The organism is Rhodococcus sp. BUPNP1 (assembly GCF_002215235.1).
Classification (GTDB): Bacteria; Actinomycetota; Actinomycetes; order Mycobacteriales; family Mycobacteriaceae; genus Rhodococcus.
Window position 1 is genome coordinate 1 of sequence record NZ_NERM01000025.1, and the last position, 14,137, is coordinate 14,137.

General features: G+C 66.6%; 16 protein-coding genes and 1 pseudogene. 9 read left to right on the plus strand and 8 right to left on the minus strand.

Going from position 1 to position 14,137, the window contains the following annotated elements; all coding sequences use genetic code 11:
* Positions 1-532 (minus strand): annotated as a pseudogene (locus B9C99_RS25650) (hypothetical protein); the annotation flags it as partial.
* Between the two features lie 227 nt (positions 533-759).
* Here B9C99_RS25650 and B9C99_RS20570 point away from each other — a divergent pair.
* Positions 760-1,179, plus strand: a complete 420-nt coding sequence (locus B9C99_RS20570) for a glutaredoxin domain-containing protein (protein WP_088899164.1) — start codon at positions 760-762, stop codon at positions 1,177-1,179.
* A 69-nt stretch (positions 1,180-1,248) separates the two neighbouring features.
* On the opposite strand, the gene B9C99_RS20575 is transcribed toward B9C99_RS20570, so the two are convergent.
* Positions 1,249-1,521, minus strand: coding sequence for a GlsB/YeaQ/YmgE family stress response membrane protein (locus B9C99_RS20575; protein ID WP_019289453.1), 273 nt, complete (start codon positions 1,519-1,521; stop codon positions 1,249-1,251).
* 193 nt (positions 1,522-1,714) lie between these two features.
* Here B9C99_RS20575 and B9C99_RS20580 point away from each other — a divergent pair, with 193 nt between their 5' ends.
* The 3 genes from B9C99_RS20580 to B9C99_RS26030 all read left to right on the plus strand — a co-directional run bounded on the left by B9C99_RS20580 (position 1,715) and on the right by B9C99_RS26030 (position 3,973).
* On the plus strand, positions 1,715-2,416 hold the full coding sequence (locus B9C99_RS20580) for an SIMPL domain-containing protein (RefSeq protein ID WP_088899165.1): 702 nt from the start codon (positions 1,715-1,717) through the stop codon (positions 2,414-2,416).
* Between the two features lie 207 nt (positions 2,417-2,623).
* Positions 2,624-3,394 (plus strand): helix-turn-helix domain-containing protein, encoded by a 771-nt coding sequence (locus B9C99_RS20585; protein WP_088899166.1) that lies wholly within the window; start codon positions 2,624-2,626, stop codon positions 3,392-3,394.
* A 117-nt stretch (positions 3,395-3,511) separates the two neighbouring features.
* On the plus strand, positions 3,512-3,973 hold the full coding sequence (locus tag B9C99_RS26030; protein WP_216359313.1) for a hypothetical protein: 462 nt from the start codon (positions 3,512-3,514) through the stop codon (positions 3,971-3,973).
* 4 nt (positions 3,974-3,977) lie between these two features.
* Here the strand turns inward: B9C99_RS26030 and B9C99_RS20595 are convergent, their stop codons facing one another.
* From B9C99_RS20595 to B9C99_RS20610, 4 genes are read right to left on the minus strand one after another with little or no spacing between them, the layout of a single operon-like run.
* A complete protein-coding gene (locus tag B9C99_RS20595) occupies positions 3,978-4,325 on the minus strand; it encodes a PRC-barrel domain-containing protein (protein ID WP_088899167.1) in 348 nt (115 codons plus the stop codon).
* A complete protein-coding gene (locus B9C99_RS20600) occupies positions 4,312-4,713 on the minus strand; it encodes a hypothetical protein (RefSeq protein WP_088899168.1) in 402 nt (133 codons plus the stop codon). Before B9C99_RS20600 ends, B9C99_RS20595 begins: the two co-directional genes overlap by 14 nt.
* Positions 4,710-5,939 (minus strand): Nramp family divalent metal transporter, encoded by a 1,230-nt coding sequence (locus tag B9C99_RS20605; RefSeq protein WP_088899169.1) that lies wholly within the window; start codon positions 5,937-5,939, stop codon positions 4,710-4,712. The genes B9C99_RS20600 and B9C99_RS20605 overlap by 4 nt, the downstream gene beginning before the upstream one ends.
* Positions 5,936-6,382 carry a hypothetical protein gene (locus B9C99_RS20610; RefSeq protein WP_253250151.1) on the minus strand — a complete coding sequence of 149 codons (447 nt, stop codon included), beginning with the start codon at positions 6,380-6,382 and terminating at the stop codon, positions 5,936-5,938. The genes B9C99_RS20605 and B9C99_RS20610 overlap by 4 nt, the downstream gene beginning before the upstream one ends.
* Positions 6,383-6,536: 154 nt before the next feature.
* Between B9C99_RS20610 and B9C99_RS20615 the strand changes: the two genes are divergently transcribed.
* Together B9C99_RS20615 and B9C99_RS20620 are read left to right on the plus strand one after the other, a co-directional pair.
* On the plus strand, positions 6,537-8,024 hold the full coding sequence (locus tag B9C99_RS20615; RefSeq protein WP_088899171.1) for an adenylate/guanylate cyclase domain-containing protein: 1,488 nt from the start codon (positions 6,537-6,539) through the stop codon (positions 8,022-8,024).
* A gap of 24 nt (positions 8,025-8,048) precedes the next feature.
* A complete protein-coding gene (locus B9C99_RS20620; RefSeq protein WP_088899172.1) occupies positions 8,049-9,332 on the plus strand; it encodes a competence/damage-inducible protein A in 1,284 nt (427 codons plus the stop codon).
* Between the two features lie 27 nt (positions 9,333-9,359).
* Here the strand turns inward: B9C99_RS20620 and B9C99_RS20625 are convergent, their stop codons facing one another.
* On the minus strand, positions 9,360-10,007 hold the full coding sequence (locus B9C99_RS20625) for a pyridoxamine 5'-phosphate oxidase family protein (protein WP_253250152.1): 648 nt from the start codon (positions 10,005-10,007) through the stop codon (positions 9,360-9,362).
* Positions 10,008-10,137: 130 nt separating this feature from the next.
* Between B9C99_RS20625 and B9C99_RS20630 the strand changes: the two genes are divergently transcribed.
* The 3 genes from B9C99_RS20630 (at position 10,138) to B9C99_RS20640 (ending at position 12,621) form a co-directional block, all read left to right on the plus strand.
* Positions 10,138-10,827: a TetR/AcrR family transcriptional regulator gene (locus B9C99_RS20630; protein WP_088899174.1), complete on the plus strand. Its 690-nt coding sequence runs from the start codon at positions 10,138-10,140 to the stop codon at positions 10,825-10,827.
* The gene (locus tag B9C99_RS20635; RefSeq protein ID WP_088899175.1) at positions 10,824-11,723 is read left to right on the plus strand and encodes an alpha/beta hydrolase; all 900 of its coding nucleotides are present in this window, start codon (positions 10,824-10,826) and stop codon (positions 11,721-11,723) included. The genes B9C99_RS20630 and B9C99_RS20635 overlap by 4 nt, the downstream gene beginning before the upstream one ends.
* A 139-nt stretch (positions 11,724-11,862) precedes the next feature.
* Positions 11,863-12,621 carry a cutinase family protein gene (locus tag B9C99_RS20640; protein ID WP_016696388.1) on the plus strand — a complete coding sequence of 253 codons (759 nt, stop codon included), beginning with the start codon at positions 11,863-11,865 and terminating at the stop codon, positions 12,619-12,621.
* A 49-nt stretch (positions 12,622-12,670) separates the two neighbouring features.
* On the opposite strand, the gene B9C99_RS20645 is transcribed toward B9C99_RS20640, so the two are convergent.
* Positions 12,671-14,077: a selenium-binding protein SBP56-related protein gene (locus B9C99_RS20645; protein WP_088899176.1), complete on the minus strand. Its 1,407-nt coding sequence runs from the start codon at positions 14,075-14,077 to the stop codon at positions 12,671-12,673.
* Positions 14,078-14,137: the final 60 nt, after the last annotated feature.

The window sequence follows — 14,137 nt, forward strand, 5'->3', positions numbered from 1 at the left end:
GGTTGGGCGGGTTGTTCACCGCGTCGAACTCGTCGGCGCAGTGCTGCGACCACGGCGACCACGTGCCGTCGTCCCAGACCGTCGCCCCGCGATCGTGGACGTACTTGTCGGTTCCGCACCACACGATCTTCGGATCGTTCGGGTCCGCGTTCGGATCGGGTGCCGGCGCGTCCGTGTAGGGATTCGGACAGATGTCACCGACGCAGTCGAACGGGTTGGGATCGGGCACCGGCGCCGCAGCCGGTGGTGCCTCATCGACCGGTGCAGCTGCGGGAGGCGCGACTGCAGGAGGTGCGGCGACGGGCGGAGCCACTACCCCGCCCGGCTCACTCGGTGCCACATCGACGGCATTGTCCGCAGGTTCCCCGGCCTCGTCCTGATCCGCAGTGGATGTCCCTGCGACGCTGGTCGACGTCCCGGCTGCGACAGTTGTCGTCGCGGTCTCCGCAGCGTCGTTCGATGCGCCACCGTCGCCGCACCCTGCCACTACGAGTCCCAGAGCGACGAACACACCCGCAACGGTTCTTCTCATGTCCAACCCCCTCGAGTTCGGTTACCTCTCCCCCGACGCGCACCGTCGCGCGCTCGAGATGACCATCGGAGGGGTCCGAGGCCGTGTTACGGCCCTGTCAGCGAACTGTGTTGGAACACAATGACTTCGATCCATACGGACAAATCGGCATTCTCGGACGTGCCGTTCGTGGATCTGCCGGGTTGTGACAGGAAATGCCGGCGCTCGAAGGAACTAGGCTCACAGGCGTGTGGCGAACCTGGATCCTCTCCGCAGCGATGGTGGCCGTCGCAGCCGTCGTTCTGCTCACCGGCGCATTCGACGTGACCTCGGTGGTGACGGCAGTACTGCTGCTCGTCCTCGCCTGGGTCGCATCTTCCCTGTTCTTCCCTCACCACGTCGACGACGCGACCGCCCGTCGCGACGCCGCAACCTGCGGCGTTCCGGTGGTGTACTGGCGCCCGGGGTGTACGTTCTGCATCCGATTGCGCGCCACCCTGCGCACCCGCGCGCGTCGCGCGATCTGGGTGAACATCTGGCGGGATCCCACTGCGGCCGCTCGGGTCCGGGAAGTCAACGGCGGGAACGAGACGGTGCCGACGGTGTTCGTCGGCGATGTGTCGCATACCAATCCCGACCCACGTTGGCTTCGCGATCAACTGGTCTGACGAACCGACCCCCGACACGAACGAGGTCCCGGATCCGTGTGGATCCGGGACCTCGTTGATGCAGAGCGGTCAGCGGCGCACGCCCCGGCCGGTGACGGCCTTGACGAGGAACAGCAGGATGACCGCGCCGAGGAGGCAGGTCAGGAAGCTGAAGATCAGTCCGCCGCCTTCGACGTCCACCCCGAAGACCTTCAGCAGGAAACCGCCGATCAAGCCGCCGATGACGCCGACGACGATGTTGAGGAGAATGCCCTGCTGGGCGTCGGTGCCCATGATCTTGCTGCCGATCCAACCGGCGAGACCACCGATGATGATCCAACCGAGGATTCCCAGTCCGAGCATGTGCAGTCCTTTCGTGAACACTGGCTAGTTCGACCCAACTCAGATACCCAGTCGTCCCACCAGTCACACCTCTCACTTCTGACAAGTTCAGAGTGGCACGAATGCGACGCCCGGAAGGTCGGATTCGACGGCTCCGAGCGTGGCACGTGCCGTCTGCCCGACGGGTTCGGCTCGCGCTGGCACACTCGTGCGCATGACCCAGCCTCCCGTCACGATCACCGTCACCGGTCACGCCGAGCGCACCGTCGCACCCAACCGGTGCACGGTGGTGTTGCGGGTGCACGCCGACGGCTCGTCGCGCAAGCAGGCCGCCGAACCGGTGACCGCAGCCGTCGCCACCATCACCGATCTCGTCACCGAACTGCGCAGGCGCACCCCGAGCCCGGTGAAGCGGTGGACCTTCGATCGGGTGCGCCACAGCCGGCGGCGCCCGTTCAACCGCGAAGGCAAGAACCGCCCGTGGGTGTACAACTCGTCGGCGTCGATCACCGTCACCTTCCACGAGTTCGACGCTGTGGGTGCGTTCGTCGAGCAGGTCGCCGAACTCGAGGTGGTCACCGTCGCCGATCTCCAGTGGTGGATCACCCGCAAGGCGCGAAAGAAGCGACTCGCACAGGTCCGCGACCTCGCCGTCCGCGACGCCCTCGACAAGGCGAGGGCGTACACGACGTCATTGGGTCTCGACACCGTTCGTGCGGTGGCCATCGCCGATCCGGGCATGCTCGGCTCCCAGCCCTCACCCGTCCACACGGGCGGCGCTCCGATGATGCGCACAGCGATGCTGCGCTCGGATGCGATGAGCGCACCCGAGTCCGCCGAACCCGAGCTGGTCTTCGAACCCGACCGCGTCACCCTCACCGCCGACGTCGAGGCGCGGTTCGAAGCTTCCCCCTAGCACCGGTGAAACTTCGGTGTTCCGGACCCCGCCCAGCGACGTCGAGAACACCGAAACTCGAGCACCCCCGCTCGATTCCTTGCGCGCCTTGTACAGACGGTGGCACGATGCCAGCACGCCGCCGATCCGCGCGGCCACAATCGAATAAGGCCCGCCAGGAGTTGCAGCTCCCGACGGGCCGGATGTCCGACTAGTTGGGAGTCGAACGTGGGTCAGAATACCCTGGCCGGCGGGGTGCGTCGTGGACCGCGCCTTGCCGCCAACTTCACCGTCCTCAGCAATGCCGTCATCACCGACGAGCGTTTGTCCTTCCGCGCGCGGGGTGTGCTCGTCTGGTTGCTCTCCAAGCCCGACGACTGGCGCACCCGCGCCGACTCGATCGCGGCACAGTCACCAAGAGAAGGTCGCGACGCGATCCGATCCGCTCTGCGCGAGCTCGCCGACCTCGGCTACCTGGTACGCGAGAAGATCCAGAACGAGCTCGGCCAATGGATCACCATCCAGACCATCTACGAACGTCCCGCCACCGACCCGGCGCCTGAGAATCCGACCCGCGGCAGCGCGGACATCGCAGACCCAGGCGCTCTTTCAAGTACCGATAGACCAAGGACGGAAACCAACCGGACACCGCGCGTCGCGAAGACACCGCTCGGTCCGGCGGTGGTCGAGCTTGCGGCAGCCTGCAGGCAGGCCGGGCTCACCGCGACCTTCGTCTACCTCAAACCCGATGCGGCAGCGGTGATCGAAGCACTCGTCGCCACACACGGCGTGCCGACACTGGTCGCGGCGGCGAAATCCGTGCACCGACCGGGCAATCCGATGCGACTGGCGCACGGATGGTTGCCGTTGTGGCGGTCGCTGCCGACGCCCCGTGTCCTCCAACCGAAATGCGACGACTGCGACGAGTACGGGTGGCTTCCCGACGACGAGCAGGGGCGTGCCGTGCGGTGCGGATGTCGCGCGCCGGCTGCGGCCTGAGATCCGATGCAAAGGCGCTCGGCCGAATTCCGTTGACCGATCGGATGGATCGGTTGTCTCATGAGGGGTAGGTGACGTTCTGCGGTAGGCGGGCTCGCCGAGGTACCGACGGCGAGGGTGGTGATGATGTCGGGAACCCGTATCGAAGTGCCCGTCGACGACGGCGTGCTGTCGGGACTCGATTTCGGTGGCCGTGGGCCGGGTGCGCTGTTGGTCCACGGCAGCGGACACAACGCCGTCACTCGTGATCGCCTGGTGTTCATTCGTGCTCAGCAGAATGGCGTAAATTCCATTGCCCCAGTACTCGTCGAGGAGTACTACTGGGCGCTGGCGAGTTTCGAGATCCTCGAGGAGAAACACGGCGATGGCCACCACGATCGAACGGCCGGACGGCACGAGCATTCATGGTCAGGGCAAGCTGTCTGCGGAGCGCTTGCAGCACGAGCTGGCGTTGCGTCGACGTGCGCAACGGATACCGGGACGGCGACGTCACGACGGCAAAGGTGGGCGGCGGCGGCAGCGACGTGCCGCCGCAGGAGCATGGTAACTCCGCCCAGCATCGTCGAGGCTGCGGCGTGATCGATCAGCGGCTCAACAGCGGCGATTCCCGACGATACTGCGCGTCCAGGACGACCGCCCCGTCCTCGACGTGATCGACATCGGACCACGGAACCAGACAGGTACCGCGGTGCCGCCACCGGATCCACCGCGCGAGCAACACCGGTGCGTGCACATCGGTGCGTTCGAATCCGAGGTACGAGCCGCGCCGGCGAGGCGAGAGGAGAATCCCGACGACCTCCGGCGACGGCACTCCCCCACTGTCCGACGCGGTGGGTCGGTCAGGAATGCGGAAGCGCACATCGGACACCCATCCGACGCGGTCGCCGTTGTGATCGTGGACGGGAAGGTCGAGCAGATCAGTCAGGAGCATGACGGCCCCCGGGAATACGACTGATGATCTGGTCCCGCACCCATCGCTCGGGCCACGTCGCATCCAACGATTCGGACCGCACCCGTAGTCGGAGAGTGATGCCGATTTCGGCGACGTCGTCCCACGTGATTCGATGCAAGCGGCTTCGGGGCAGACGACCCCCGAAAATCCGGGTCATCAATGTGGAGCCGGTGAGGATCGTCTCGATACGCGGCGCCGACGAGGTGCCGCCCCCGTCGGATTCGATGCCGCTCAGTTCGATGTCGTCGACCGTGGCAACCGGTACGCCGTCGCAGTCGAGGATCTGCCGGTCCAACAGGTGCAGGCGGGCATCGATCAGCCGACCGCCTCGGTCGGTGCCGGTGGACGGGTGCTCGGATGTGCTCATTGGCCTGCTCCGGTGACGATCATCAACGGTATCGCCGCCGCCGAGGCAGCGACAATGATGACCAGGTAGACGGTACCGATCGCGTTGACGACCGGGCCGTTGACATGCTCGCCCATGTACTGCGGGTCGTTGGAGATGATCAGGACCGGGAGATACGTCAAGGGCAGGGCAATTGCGGAGAACACCACCGAGTACTCGGTGACCAGGATCGGGTCCACTCCCGTCATCAGCACACCGACGGCGACGATCAGCAACACCAGCATGGTCAGGTGGAATCGCGCCGCCTCCACCGGCCGTCGGAACTTGCCCCACGACCATCCCAGGAACTGCGCCAGGGTGTAGCCACCGGACAGCGCAGTTTCGAGCGCCGCGCCGAAGGTGGCCGCCACGATCCCGAGGATGATCACCGCCACCGCCAGTTTCCCTCCCGCCTCGGCCACCGGAATCAGCACCTGCGACAGGCTGGACACCTCTACCCCACTCGGCATCAGCACGATCGCCGACAGTGCGGCGATGGCCACCGAGAGGATGCCGCCGAGGGGAAATCCGACCAGAACGTTGAGCCGGGACTTCGCCAGATCTCGCACCGTCCACTTCTCTTCCACCGCCCCGGAGGAGAAGAAGAACACCTCGTACGGAGTCATCGCCGCACCGAACAACGCGATCGCGTAATACCAATATGCCGCCAGGTTTTCGCCGTCCGACAGGGATGGAGTGAACACCTGGTCCGCGAGCTGCCCCCAATCCGGGCCGAGAAGGAACACCGCCACCGCGAACATGACCAGGCACAGTCCGACCACCCCCGTGACGTTCTCCATCACCGAGAACTTCACCCGCCAGATCACCAGCCACACCGCCAGGGCGGCTACCGGAATCCACATCTTCGGGTTCACACTGCTCGCCAACTGCAACGCCAGCGCGATACCACCGACCTCGGCGGTCAACGTCAACAGGTTGATCAGAAACGACGCGCACAGATTCGCCACCGCCATGCGCGGGCCGAGACGTTCGCGAATGATCTCGAAAGTGGCTCGACCGCTGACAGCAGCAACGCGACCGGACATCTGCGCGAAAACACAGATTCCCAGTACGCCTACCGGCACCACCCAGGCCAGGGACAAGCCGAAACGCGCACCCACCACAGCATTGGTGACCAGATCACCGATGTCGAGAAATCCCCCGATCGCGGTGAGGATTCCGAGAGCGACGGCGAAGAGACGTTTCATCCGGCCGCCTCGAGACGGTCTCCGAGATCGAGCAACTCCGTACCTGCACGTCCGAGCTCGGCCGCAACCGCAGTCAGCTCGGTCTGCTCGCTGACTCCCGCAACGATGTCTCGTCCCCGGATGATCTGTCCGGTAACCGTGTTCGCCGCCTGCTGGACCTCGGCGCGCAGGGCGCCCTGCTCGGGGGTATCCACCTCTCGATCTGCAGTTGCCGAGACCGCCTGGTCGACCTCCTCGAGCATGTCCGACAGTGCGGTGTCCGTGGCAGCGGTGGTGTTGCGACCGTCGGCGAAAACCTGCAGGCTCAGCTGAGCTGAGACCGCCGCCGAACCGATCTGCTGCGCTGCCCGACCGAAATCGCCTTCCACCCCGCCGCGCATCGAAGCGCACCCGGATGCGAAGACACCCAGGAGCAGCGCTACAGCGACCACAGAAAGCAGCACACCCCTGCTCCGGCGTCCACCCGTCTCCTGCGAGACGCGCCGTGAAGACCACGCTTTCCTCACCAACCTCACGATAGAGGCCGCTTTCCGTCGCCGGTCGGTTTCGACAGCCGACACTCGTCGCGCTGTCGACCCGGCGCCTATCGTTGTTCCCATGGATCCGCCCGTGACGCGGTACATCCAGCGCGACGGCAACGCACTGGCGTATCAGGCCGTGGGCGAGGGGCCACATCCGATCGCGTGGTTCTTCGAAGACATGATGCATCCGGACCTGATGTGGACCGATCCGCACTTCCACTACAACTTCGAACGTTGCGCCCGCTTCGCGCGTTCGTTGTTCTTCCAGCGCCGCGGATTCGGACTGTCCGATCCCGTCGACCACGTCCCCACGCTCGAGGAGCAGGCCGACGACGTCGTCGCGGTGCTCGACGACGCCGAGGTCGCTCAGGCCGCGCTCGTCGGCGTGGCCAGCACCTGCGGGCCCCTCGCCTTGGTGGCCGCTCGGTACCCCGACCGTGTTTCCGGACTGGTCCTCGCCCAAGCCTGGTCCGACACCCTGCTGTCCGAGGAGGGCGATCCGCCCCCGGGATGGACCGCCCACGAGCGAGACCGATTCGTCGAGTCGTATCGGGATGCCTACGCATACTGGGGCCACTGGAAACTCACGCCTCTGACGCACCCGACCCTCGATGTCCCGCACAATCGACGCATCATGGCGCTGCTCGAACGCTGCTCCGCCACACCGAGAACTGCCCAGAAACATCTCGAGTGGGCCCTCCGCGCGAACTACTCCTCGGTTCTACCGGCAATCCAATGCCCGACGAAGGTCCTGCACCAGCCGGACACTCTGTTCGCCCGAGAGGCCGGCCGCAGAGTTGCCGAGCATATCCCGAACGGCCGCTTCTACGAGCTGCCACCGATCCCGGTCGGCGCAACGCTGGGTGAAGTGCTGATCCCTGTTCTCGACCACGTGGAGGAGCTCGTCAGCGGCACGGACCATCCGGTCGAGGCCGATCGGTTTCTGGGCGCGGTTCTGTTCACCGATGTCGTCCGCTCCACCGACCTGCTCGCGGAGGTCGGTGACAACCGGTTCGCGAGGTTGCTGGGCGCGCACGACCGTCTCGTGCGTGCGGAGGTCGAGGCCGGCGGAGGCACGCTGGTGGGCATCGCGGGCGATGGGACCCTCAGTGTGTTCGACGGTCCGGTGGCCGCACTGCAGTGCGCGCACCGGATCATCCGATCGACATCGACTCTCGGATTTTCCGTGCGGTCCGGCGTGCATGTCGGGTCGGTGACCCGCGCCGGTCCCGGGTTGACCGGAATGACGGTCCACGTCGGCGCGCGGATCGCTGCCTCCTCCGGGCCTGGCGAGGTGCGGTGCTCACAGGCGGTGCGCGAGCTTGCGGTCGGCGGAGATTTCGATTTCACCGACCTGGGCAGGCATCGGCTCAAGGGTGTGCCCGGTCAGGTGCAGGTGTTCAGGGCGACGGTCGGGGCCCGTCCTGCACAGCCTGCGCTGCCACCACGCCCGACCGTCTCGGACCGGGCAGTATTGACCATGGCGCGCCGGGCTCCCGGCATGCTTCGTGAGCTCGCCCGCCTCGCAGACCGTCGCAACAGAGCAGCGAGGCGTCCACAATGATCGTCGCCGACTAGGCTCGGCACCGTGAGCGTGCGTGCAGGAATCATCGTGACCGGGACCGAAGTGCTGACCGGGAGGATCTCCGACCTGAACGGACCGTGGTTGTCCGACCAACTCCTGAAACTCGGCGTCGACGTCGCCCACATCACGATCTGCGGTGACCGACCCGCCGACCTGACCGCACAGCTGCGTTTCCTCACCGAGCAGGGCGTCGATCTCATCGTCACCAGCGGGGGTCTCGGTCCCACCGCCGACGACCTCACCGTCCCCACCGTCGCCGAGTACTGCGATCGCGAACTGCTGCTCGACCCCGAACTCGAAGAACACATCGCAGGTGTCATCCGCCGGTTCCGCCCGGACACCCCCGATCTCGACACCGGGCCGACGCGTATCGGGATCCGGAAGCAGGCGCACGTGCCCGCCGGTGCCACCGCCCTGCCGCCCACCGGTACAGCGCCGGGCGTGGTCATCCCCGCGGTCGCCGGCGATCGGCCGGTACCGACCATCGTCATCCTGCCCGGCCCGCCCGGTGAGCTGCAGGCGATGTGGCCGAGCGCGGTCGCCTCCCCCGCGGTCGCCGACGTGTTGTCGCGAGCCGACGACCTGCAGCAGCACACCGTGCGCGCCTACGGATTGCACGAGGCACAACTCGCCGAGACGCTGCGCCGGGCCGAAGCAGAGATCGCCGGCCTCGAACGCCTCGAGATCACCACCTGCCTCCGACACGGCGAACTCGACATGGTCACGCGAGTCGCCTCCGGTGACGCGGACATCTACCATCGCCTTCTCGACGTCCTCACCGAACACCATGGACGCCAGATCTTCTCGACCGACGGTTCCACCATCGACGACCAGCTGATCGCCGCCCTCGACGGCCGGACGATCGCGACTGCGGAGTCGTGCACCGGCGGACTCGTCGCCGCGCGGCTCACCGACCGTCCCGGGTCGTCGGCCTATGTCATGGGTGGCGTCGTCTCGTACTCCAACGACGCGAAGTCCGATCTGATCGACGTACCGGCCGAGATGATCGCGGAGCACGGGGCGGTGAGCGAGCAGGTCGCCGCAGCCATGGCCGAGGGTGCCCGACGTCGCCTGAAGGTCGACGTCGCGGTCTCCACCACCGGGATCGCCGGCCCCGACGGTGGAACCGAGGCCAAGCCGGTGGGCACGGTGTGCTTCGGCGTCGCGATCGAGGGACGGCCGACGTACACGGTCACCCGCCGCTTCCCCGGAGACCGCGATCGGGTCCGGACTCTCACCACCACGGCGGCACTGCATCTGGTTGTCGGACAGCTCGGCCGGGACTGAGCCTGCACGCGCGCCCCTCGGCGGCCGTCAGTTCTCCCCCGCCGCCTTCAGCTGAGCCCGAAGAGAATCCACTTCGGCTCGGAGGTCGTTGATCTCGTCGATGTAGGGACGGATCCGGGCGCGGACCGCTTCGTCGGTGTACTGCGGGATCAAGCTCCGTGAGCAGTTCCAGTCGAAGGCCTCGACATCGATGACGATGCTTCGCTCACATCGCGCCGAGATTCTCCGACCGTCACCGAGATCGCGCAGCCGGTCGAGAAGCTGCGGGTCGTCGTCCGCATCGACCACCCGCGCGGTACCGAAGACCTTCAACCGCCTCTTCAGCGGAAAGTCCGCGAGGAACAGCGCGACCCTTCCGTTGTCCGCGATGTTCCCGACCGAGACGAATTGTTGATTGCCTCGGTGGTCCGCGAACCCGATCGTCTGCCCACCGAGGTGGTGCAGGAACCCGACGGGTCCGCTGCGGTACTGGACATAGGGCCATCCGCTCGGGGTCACCGTCGCCATGTGGAACTGGAAGCTTTCGCGTACGAGAGCGAGTTCCCGGTCGCCCAATGGCTGAGGTCCTCGGTCGGGTTCGTCGAGGTCGGCACCATAGGCAACGATGCTGCCCGCAGCTTCCTGACGAGCGACCGCCTCCGGGCCGAACGCCAGATGGTGATACCTCAATCCCATACCGATCTCCTCGCCGATGTCCGTTATGCCGACAGCGAGACAGTGCATCACAATCGACCGCGACCGGAAAGACGCGGGTGTCGACCCTGCAGTTCGCCGAACAGCGGCCGTCTGGTTTACGATACGGAACGTGTCGTATCCGAATGAGCCGTCTGCGCAACGCGGACGTCCACGCGACGCCGAAATCGAGCGTCGGATCACCACCACCGTTCTCGAACTACTGGCCGAGGAAGGCTACGAGGGCGTGACGTTCGAAGCGGTCGCTCGACGTTGCCAGGCGTCGAAGGCAACGCTGTATCGACGTTGGCCGTCCAAGCGCGACATGGTGCTCGCAGCAGTGAAGGACGCCCCTGCGCATCCCTCGGCGGTTCCACTCCGGCGCGGCGACACACTCCGCGACGATCTGCTGATGCTTGCGCAACGCCTCAGCCTCACCATGTCCGCAACCGACAGCAACGCCGCCTTCATGCTGCTCCACGCGGGACTCGAAGACCCGGAGTTGTGTGACGCCATCGAGGAGACCGTCGGCCCGACAGGCGCACGCCTCCCCCAGGCGGTCCTCGACGATGCCGTTGCGCGAGGCGAACTCCCTTCGGGCGCTCAACCATTCGCATACGAGGAGGTCGTGGGCACAGTCCTGCTCCTGCGACGAGCGAACGGTCTCACCGTCGACGACACCTACCTCGAAGCCCTCGTCGACACCGTCATCATTCCCGCGCTCATCGCGTCCGCCGGCCGAACGGACCTGCCCGCCGGCATCTTCTCCGGCCACCCCGAAACCTCCACCACGACTACGACTACGACTACGGAGACCCCATGACCCGCTGCACCATCGAGGACTTCACCTACCGCACGATCCCCGGGGACGACGGCGTGAAGCTCAACGTCGCCATCGGCGGGCAAGGCCCGGCCGTCGTCCTGCTGCACGGTTTCCCGCAGACCCACTACATGTGGCGCCACGTCGCCCGCACACTCGCCGACGACCACACCGTGATCGTCCCCGACCTGCGCGGATACGGTGCCAGCGACCAACCCCCTGCCGACAATCCCGAGTCGTATTCCAAGCGCACCATGGCGAACGACATCATCGCCGTCGCCCGCGAAATCGGTTTCGACCACTTCGGGCTCGTCGGTCACGACCGCGGTGCGCTCGTCGCCGTCCGTGCGGGACTCGACCACCCCGATGCCGTCGACTACCTCGGCATCCTCGACGTCCTTCCCACGATGGACACCTGGGCCGTACTCCAGGGCGTGAACGCGAAGGTGGCTTGGCATCTCTATCTCATGGCCCAGCCCGCAGGGATGCCCGAGAAGATGATCGCCGCCGTCGCCCCGGAGTTCTTCGGCTCGTTCCTCGACGCGTGGGACCCCACCGGAACCACCTTCACGCCCGAGGAGCGCGACCACTACGTCACCAGCTCGATCAACTCCATCGACTCGATCGTGGCCGACTACCGCGCCACCGCCGGCATCGATCTCGACATGGACCTCGCCGACCGCGAACGCGGGGCTCGGCTCACCATGCCCGTCGCGGTCATCTCCCAGGACTGGGGCTCGCAGCTGGGCTTCGACGCCTCGGCCCTCTGGCGGGCGTGGGCACCCGATTTCACCTACCGGGCCACCACCAGCGGCCACTTCATGGCCGAAGAGAACCCCGACGAGATCGCCGCCTTCATCACCGAGCTGGCCTCCCGCATCCCGGCCGAGCAGCCCTGACGGACATGCCACCGGAGTCACCGGTCGGGGGTGACCATGATCACCGAAAAGCGCGCATCCTTAACATGCCGAACAAACGGGACATCGATATCATCGACCTCAATTGTTGTCTGTCGGGGGCACACGAGGAGAATCGCGCATGTCCCGGATCGATCGCAGACGCACACGCACCGTCGGCCTGCTCGCCGCAGGTCTGCTCACCGCAGGACTGAGCGTCGCGGGTCCGGTCGGTTCCGCGTCCGCCGACCCGGTCCGCAACTGCCCCGAGCGGTACGTCCTCGCCGTCGACGGAACCCGCGGCTTCGAGACCCTCGACTCTATCGATCCGGAATCCCCCTTGGCGAAGATCTCCGCTCGGTTCGAGGCTCCCGGCACCGTGGTCGAGCACATCCGCTACCCCGCAGTGGTCGTGCCGCTGCCCGGGACCGGCTCGCACGACGACTTCGACGGCATCGACGACGACGGCACCATCGCCTACGACAGGTCGAAGCAGATCGGGCATCAGCGACTCCGCCAGACCATCACCGTCCGGCACAGCACCTGCCCCGACTCGGACCTGCTGATTCTCGGCTACTCGCAGGGCGCCTCGATCGCCGGCGACGTTCTCGCCGAGATCGCAGCCGACGGGTCCGTTCCCCCCGAACGGATCTCGGGCATCCTCTACTCCGATCCCCGCGACGACCGCGGCGTCGAGACCCTGTTCCCGGGTCCCGTCGCTCCCGGCGTGACGCTCGGCGGCGGCCGGAACGACTTCGGCGAGATCCACGTCGAACGAGTCTGCATCGAAGGCGACGCGGTCTGCGACGGTCGCACACCCGAGGACGGCAAGGACTGGCTCCGGGAGAACGTGACGGGGTACTTCCAGTTGCACACGAAGTACCCCGACTACCAGCCCTGACCGAGGCTGGGAGTCGGCCGCGCGGGTGGAATCGGGTCAGACTCGGTCGCTACCGATAGCAGTAGGAGTCCGAGGACGCGTCGCCACCTTGGAGGCGAACCTGGTGCGCCCGCAGTCCCCGGAAGTCGTCGCCGTGCGGGAAGAAGCGGTCGTCGATCTCCATCCCGCCATGAGGGTCGGTGTGCATCAGTGCCATCCAGGCGCCGACCCCGTCCGGGTAGAACTGGTCGTCCCAGGCCCCGTACAGGGAGTTGGTGACGTAGACCCGCTTGCCGTCCCGGCCGATCTCGACCATCTGCGGACCACCGGCCAGCGGCTCGCTCGGTACCGCCGGATGGGCGCGACGGCCGACGATCCCGCCGAGTCGGACGGATCCGGTCTCCTTCGGATGGGCGGGGTCGCGTACGTCGAACTGCTTGAGCTCGCCGGTGCCCCAGCACGAGACGTAGAGGAACGCGTCGTCGACGGACAGGTCGATGTCGGAGACGAGCGGCGGCACCGCACCGAACGGCTTCAGCGCCGGTGGCAGCAGGTCCGGCTCTGCCGGTTCGGCCGGGATGGTGATCACCTTGTCCACCGCCCAACCGTCGTCACCGCGGTGCCAACGCCAGACCGACGCGGACAGGTCCTCGGTCGAGACGACCACGCCGACGAATCCCCACGTGGCCTCCGGGTCGTGCGACGGGCGCAACTCCAGCGGCATCTGATACTGCGCGCCGAGATCCACTCGCTGCTGATGCGCACCGGTGGACAGGTCCCAGAAGTGGATGGCATGGCCGTACTCGTTCGCCAGGAGCAGCTCGGGCACCAACCCGTTCTCGATCATCGACGGTGTGCCCCACTCGCTGCTGATCAGCGTGTTCCGGTTGAGATGCCACCAGGCGTCGTACGCGAAATACTGCGGCCCCCGGTCGGTTTCCCACTGCCGGAGCACGTCGAACGTGCCGTGGTCGAGCAGGGCGATCCCGCCCGGCCCGTCCGATCCGTCGGCACCACCCAGGCAGGTCATGAAGACCCCGTCCGGTCCACAGTGCAAGGTGTGCGGTCGGGAGTAACCCGCCTTGGCGGCGAGATCGGCGGCGTCCACGACTTTGGCCACGGTGGGTTGGCGCGGGTCGGGCTCGGTGTCGAGTATGTACAGGGACGACGAGCGGATGCCCGGCACAATGAGGTATCGGCGCGCCAACCCCGTCATATCGTGGCCCTCGTGCTTCAACGCGCTGCTACAGGCGTTCCAGCCGAAATGATGCAGTTCGTTGCCCAGCCCGGGCACCTCGGTCCAGCCCACCACCCGGCCGTAGGTGTCCGAGTCGGGATCCACGTCGATCACGCTCATGGCGTCGGGTTTGTCCGCCGCACGATCGAACGCGACCACGTAGGCCAATCGCTCCGGTGGGGCGGCAGCCGCGTCTGCCGCGGTCCGATAGAAGGTCGGGTCTGTGATCGGCTGACTCATTTCCAGCCTCCTTCGTCGAGGAGACCCCACGAGTCAGAGTACGAGGATCGCGCGAGGGAC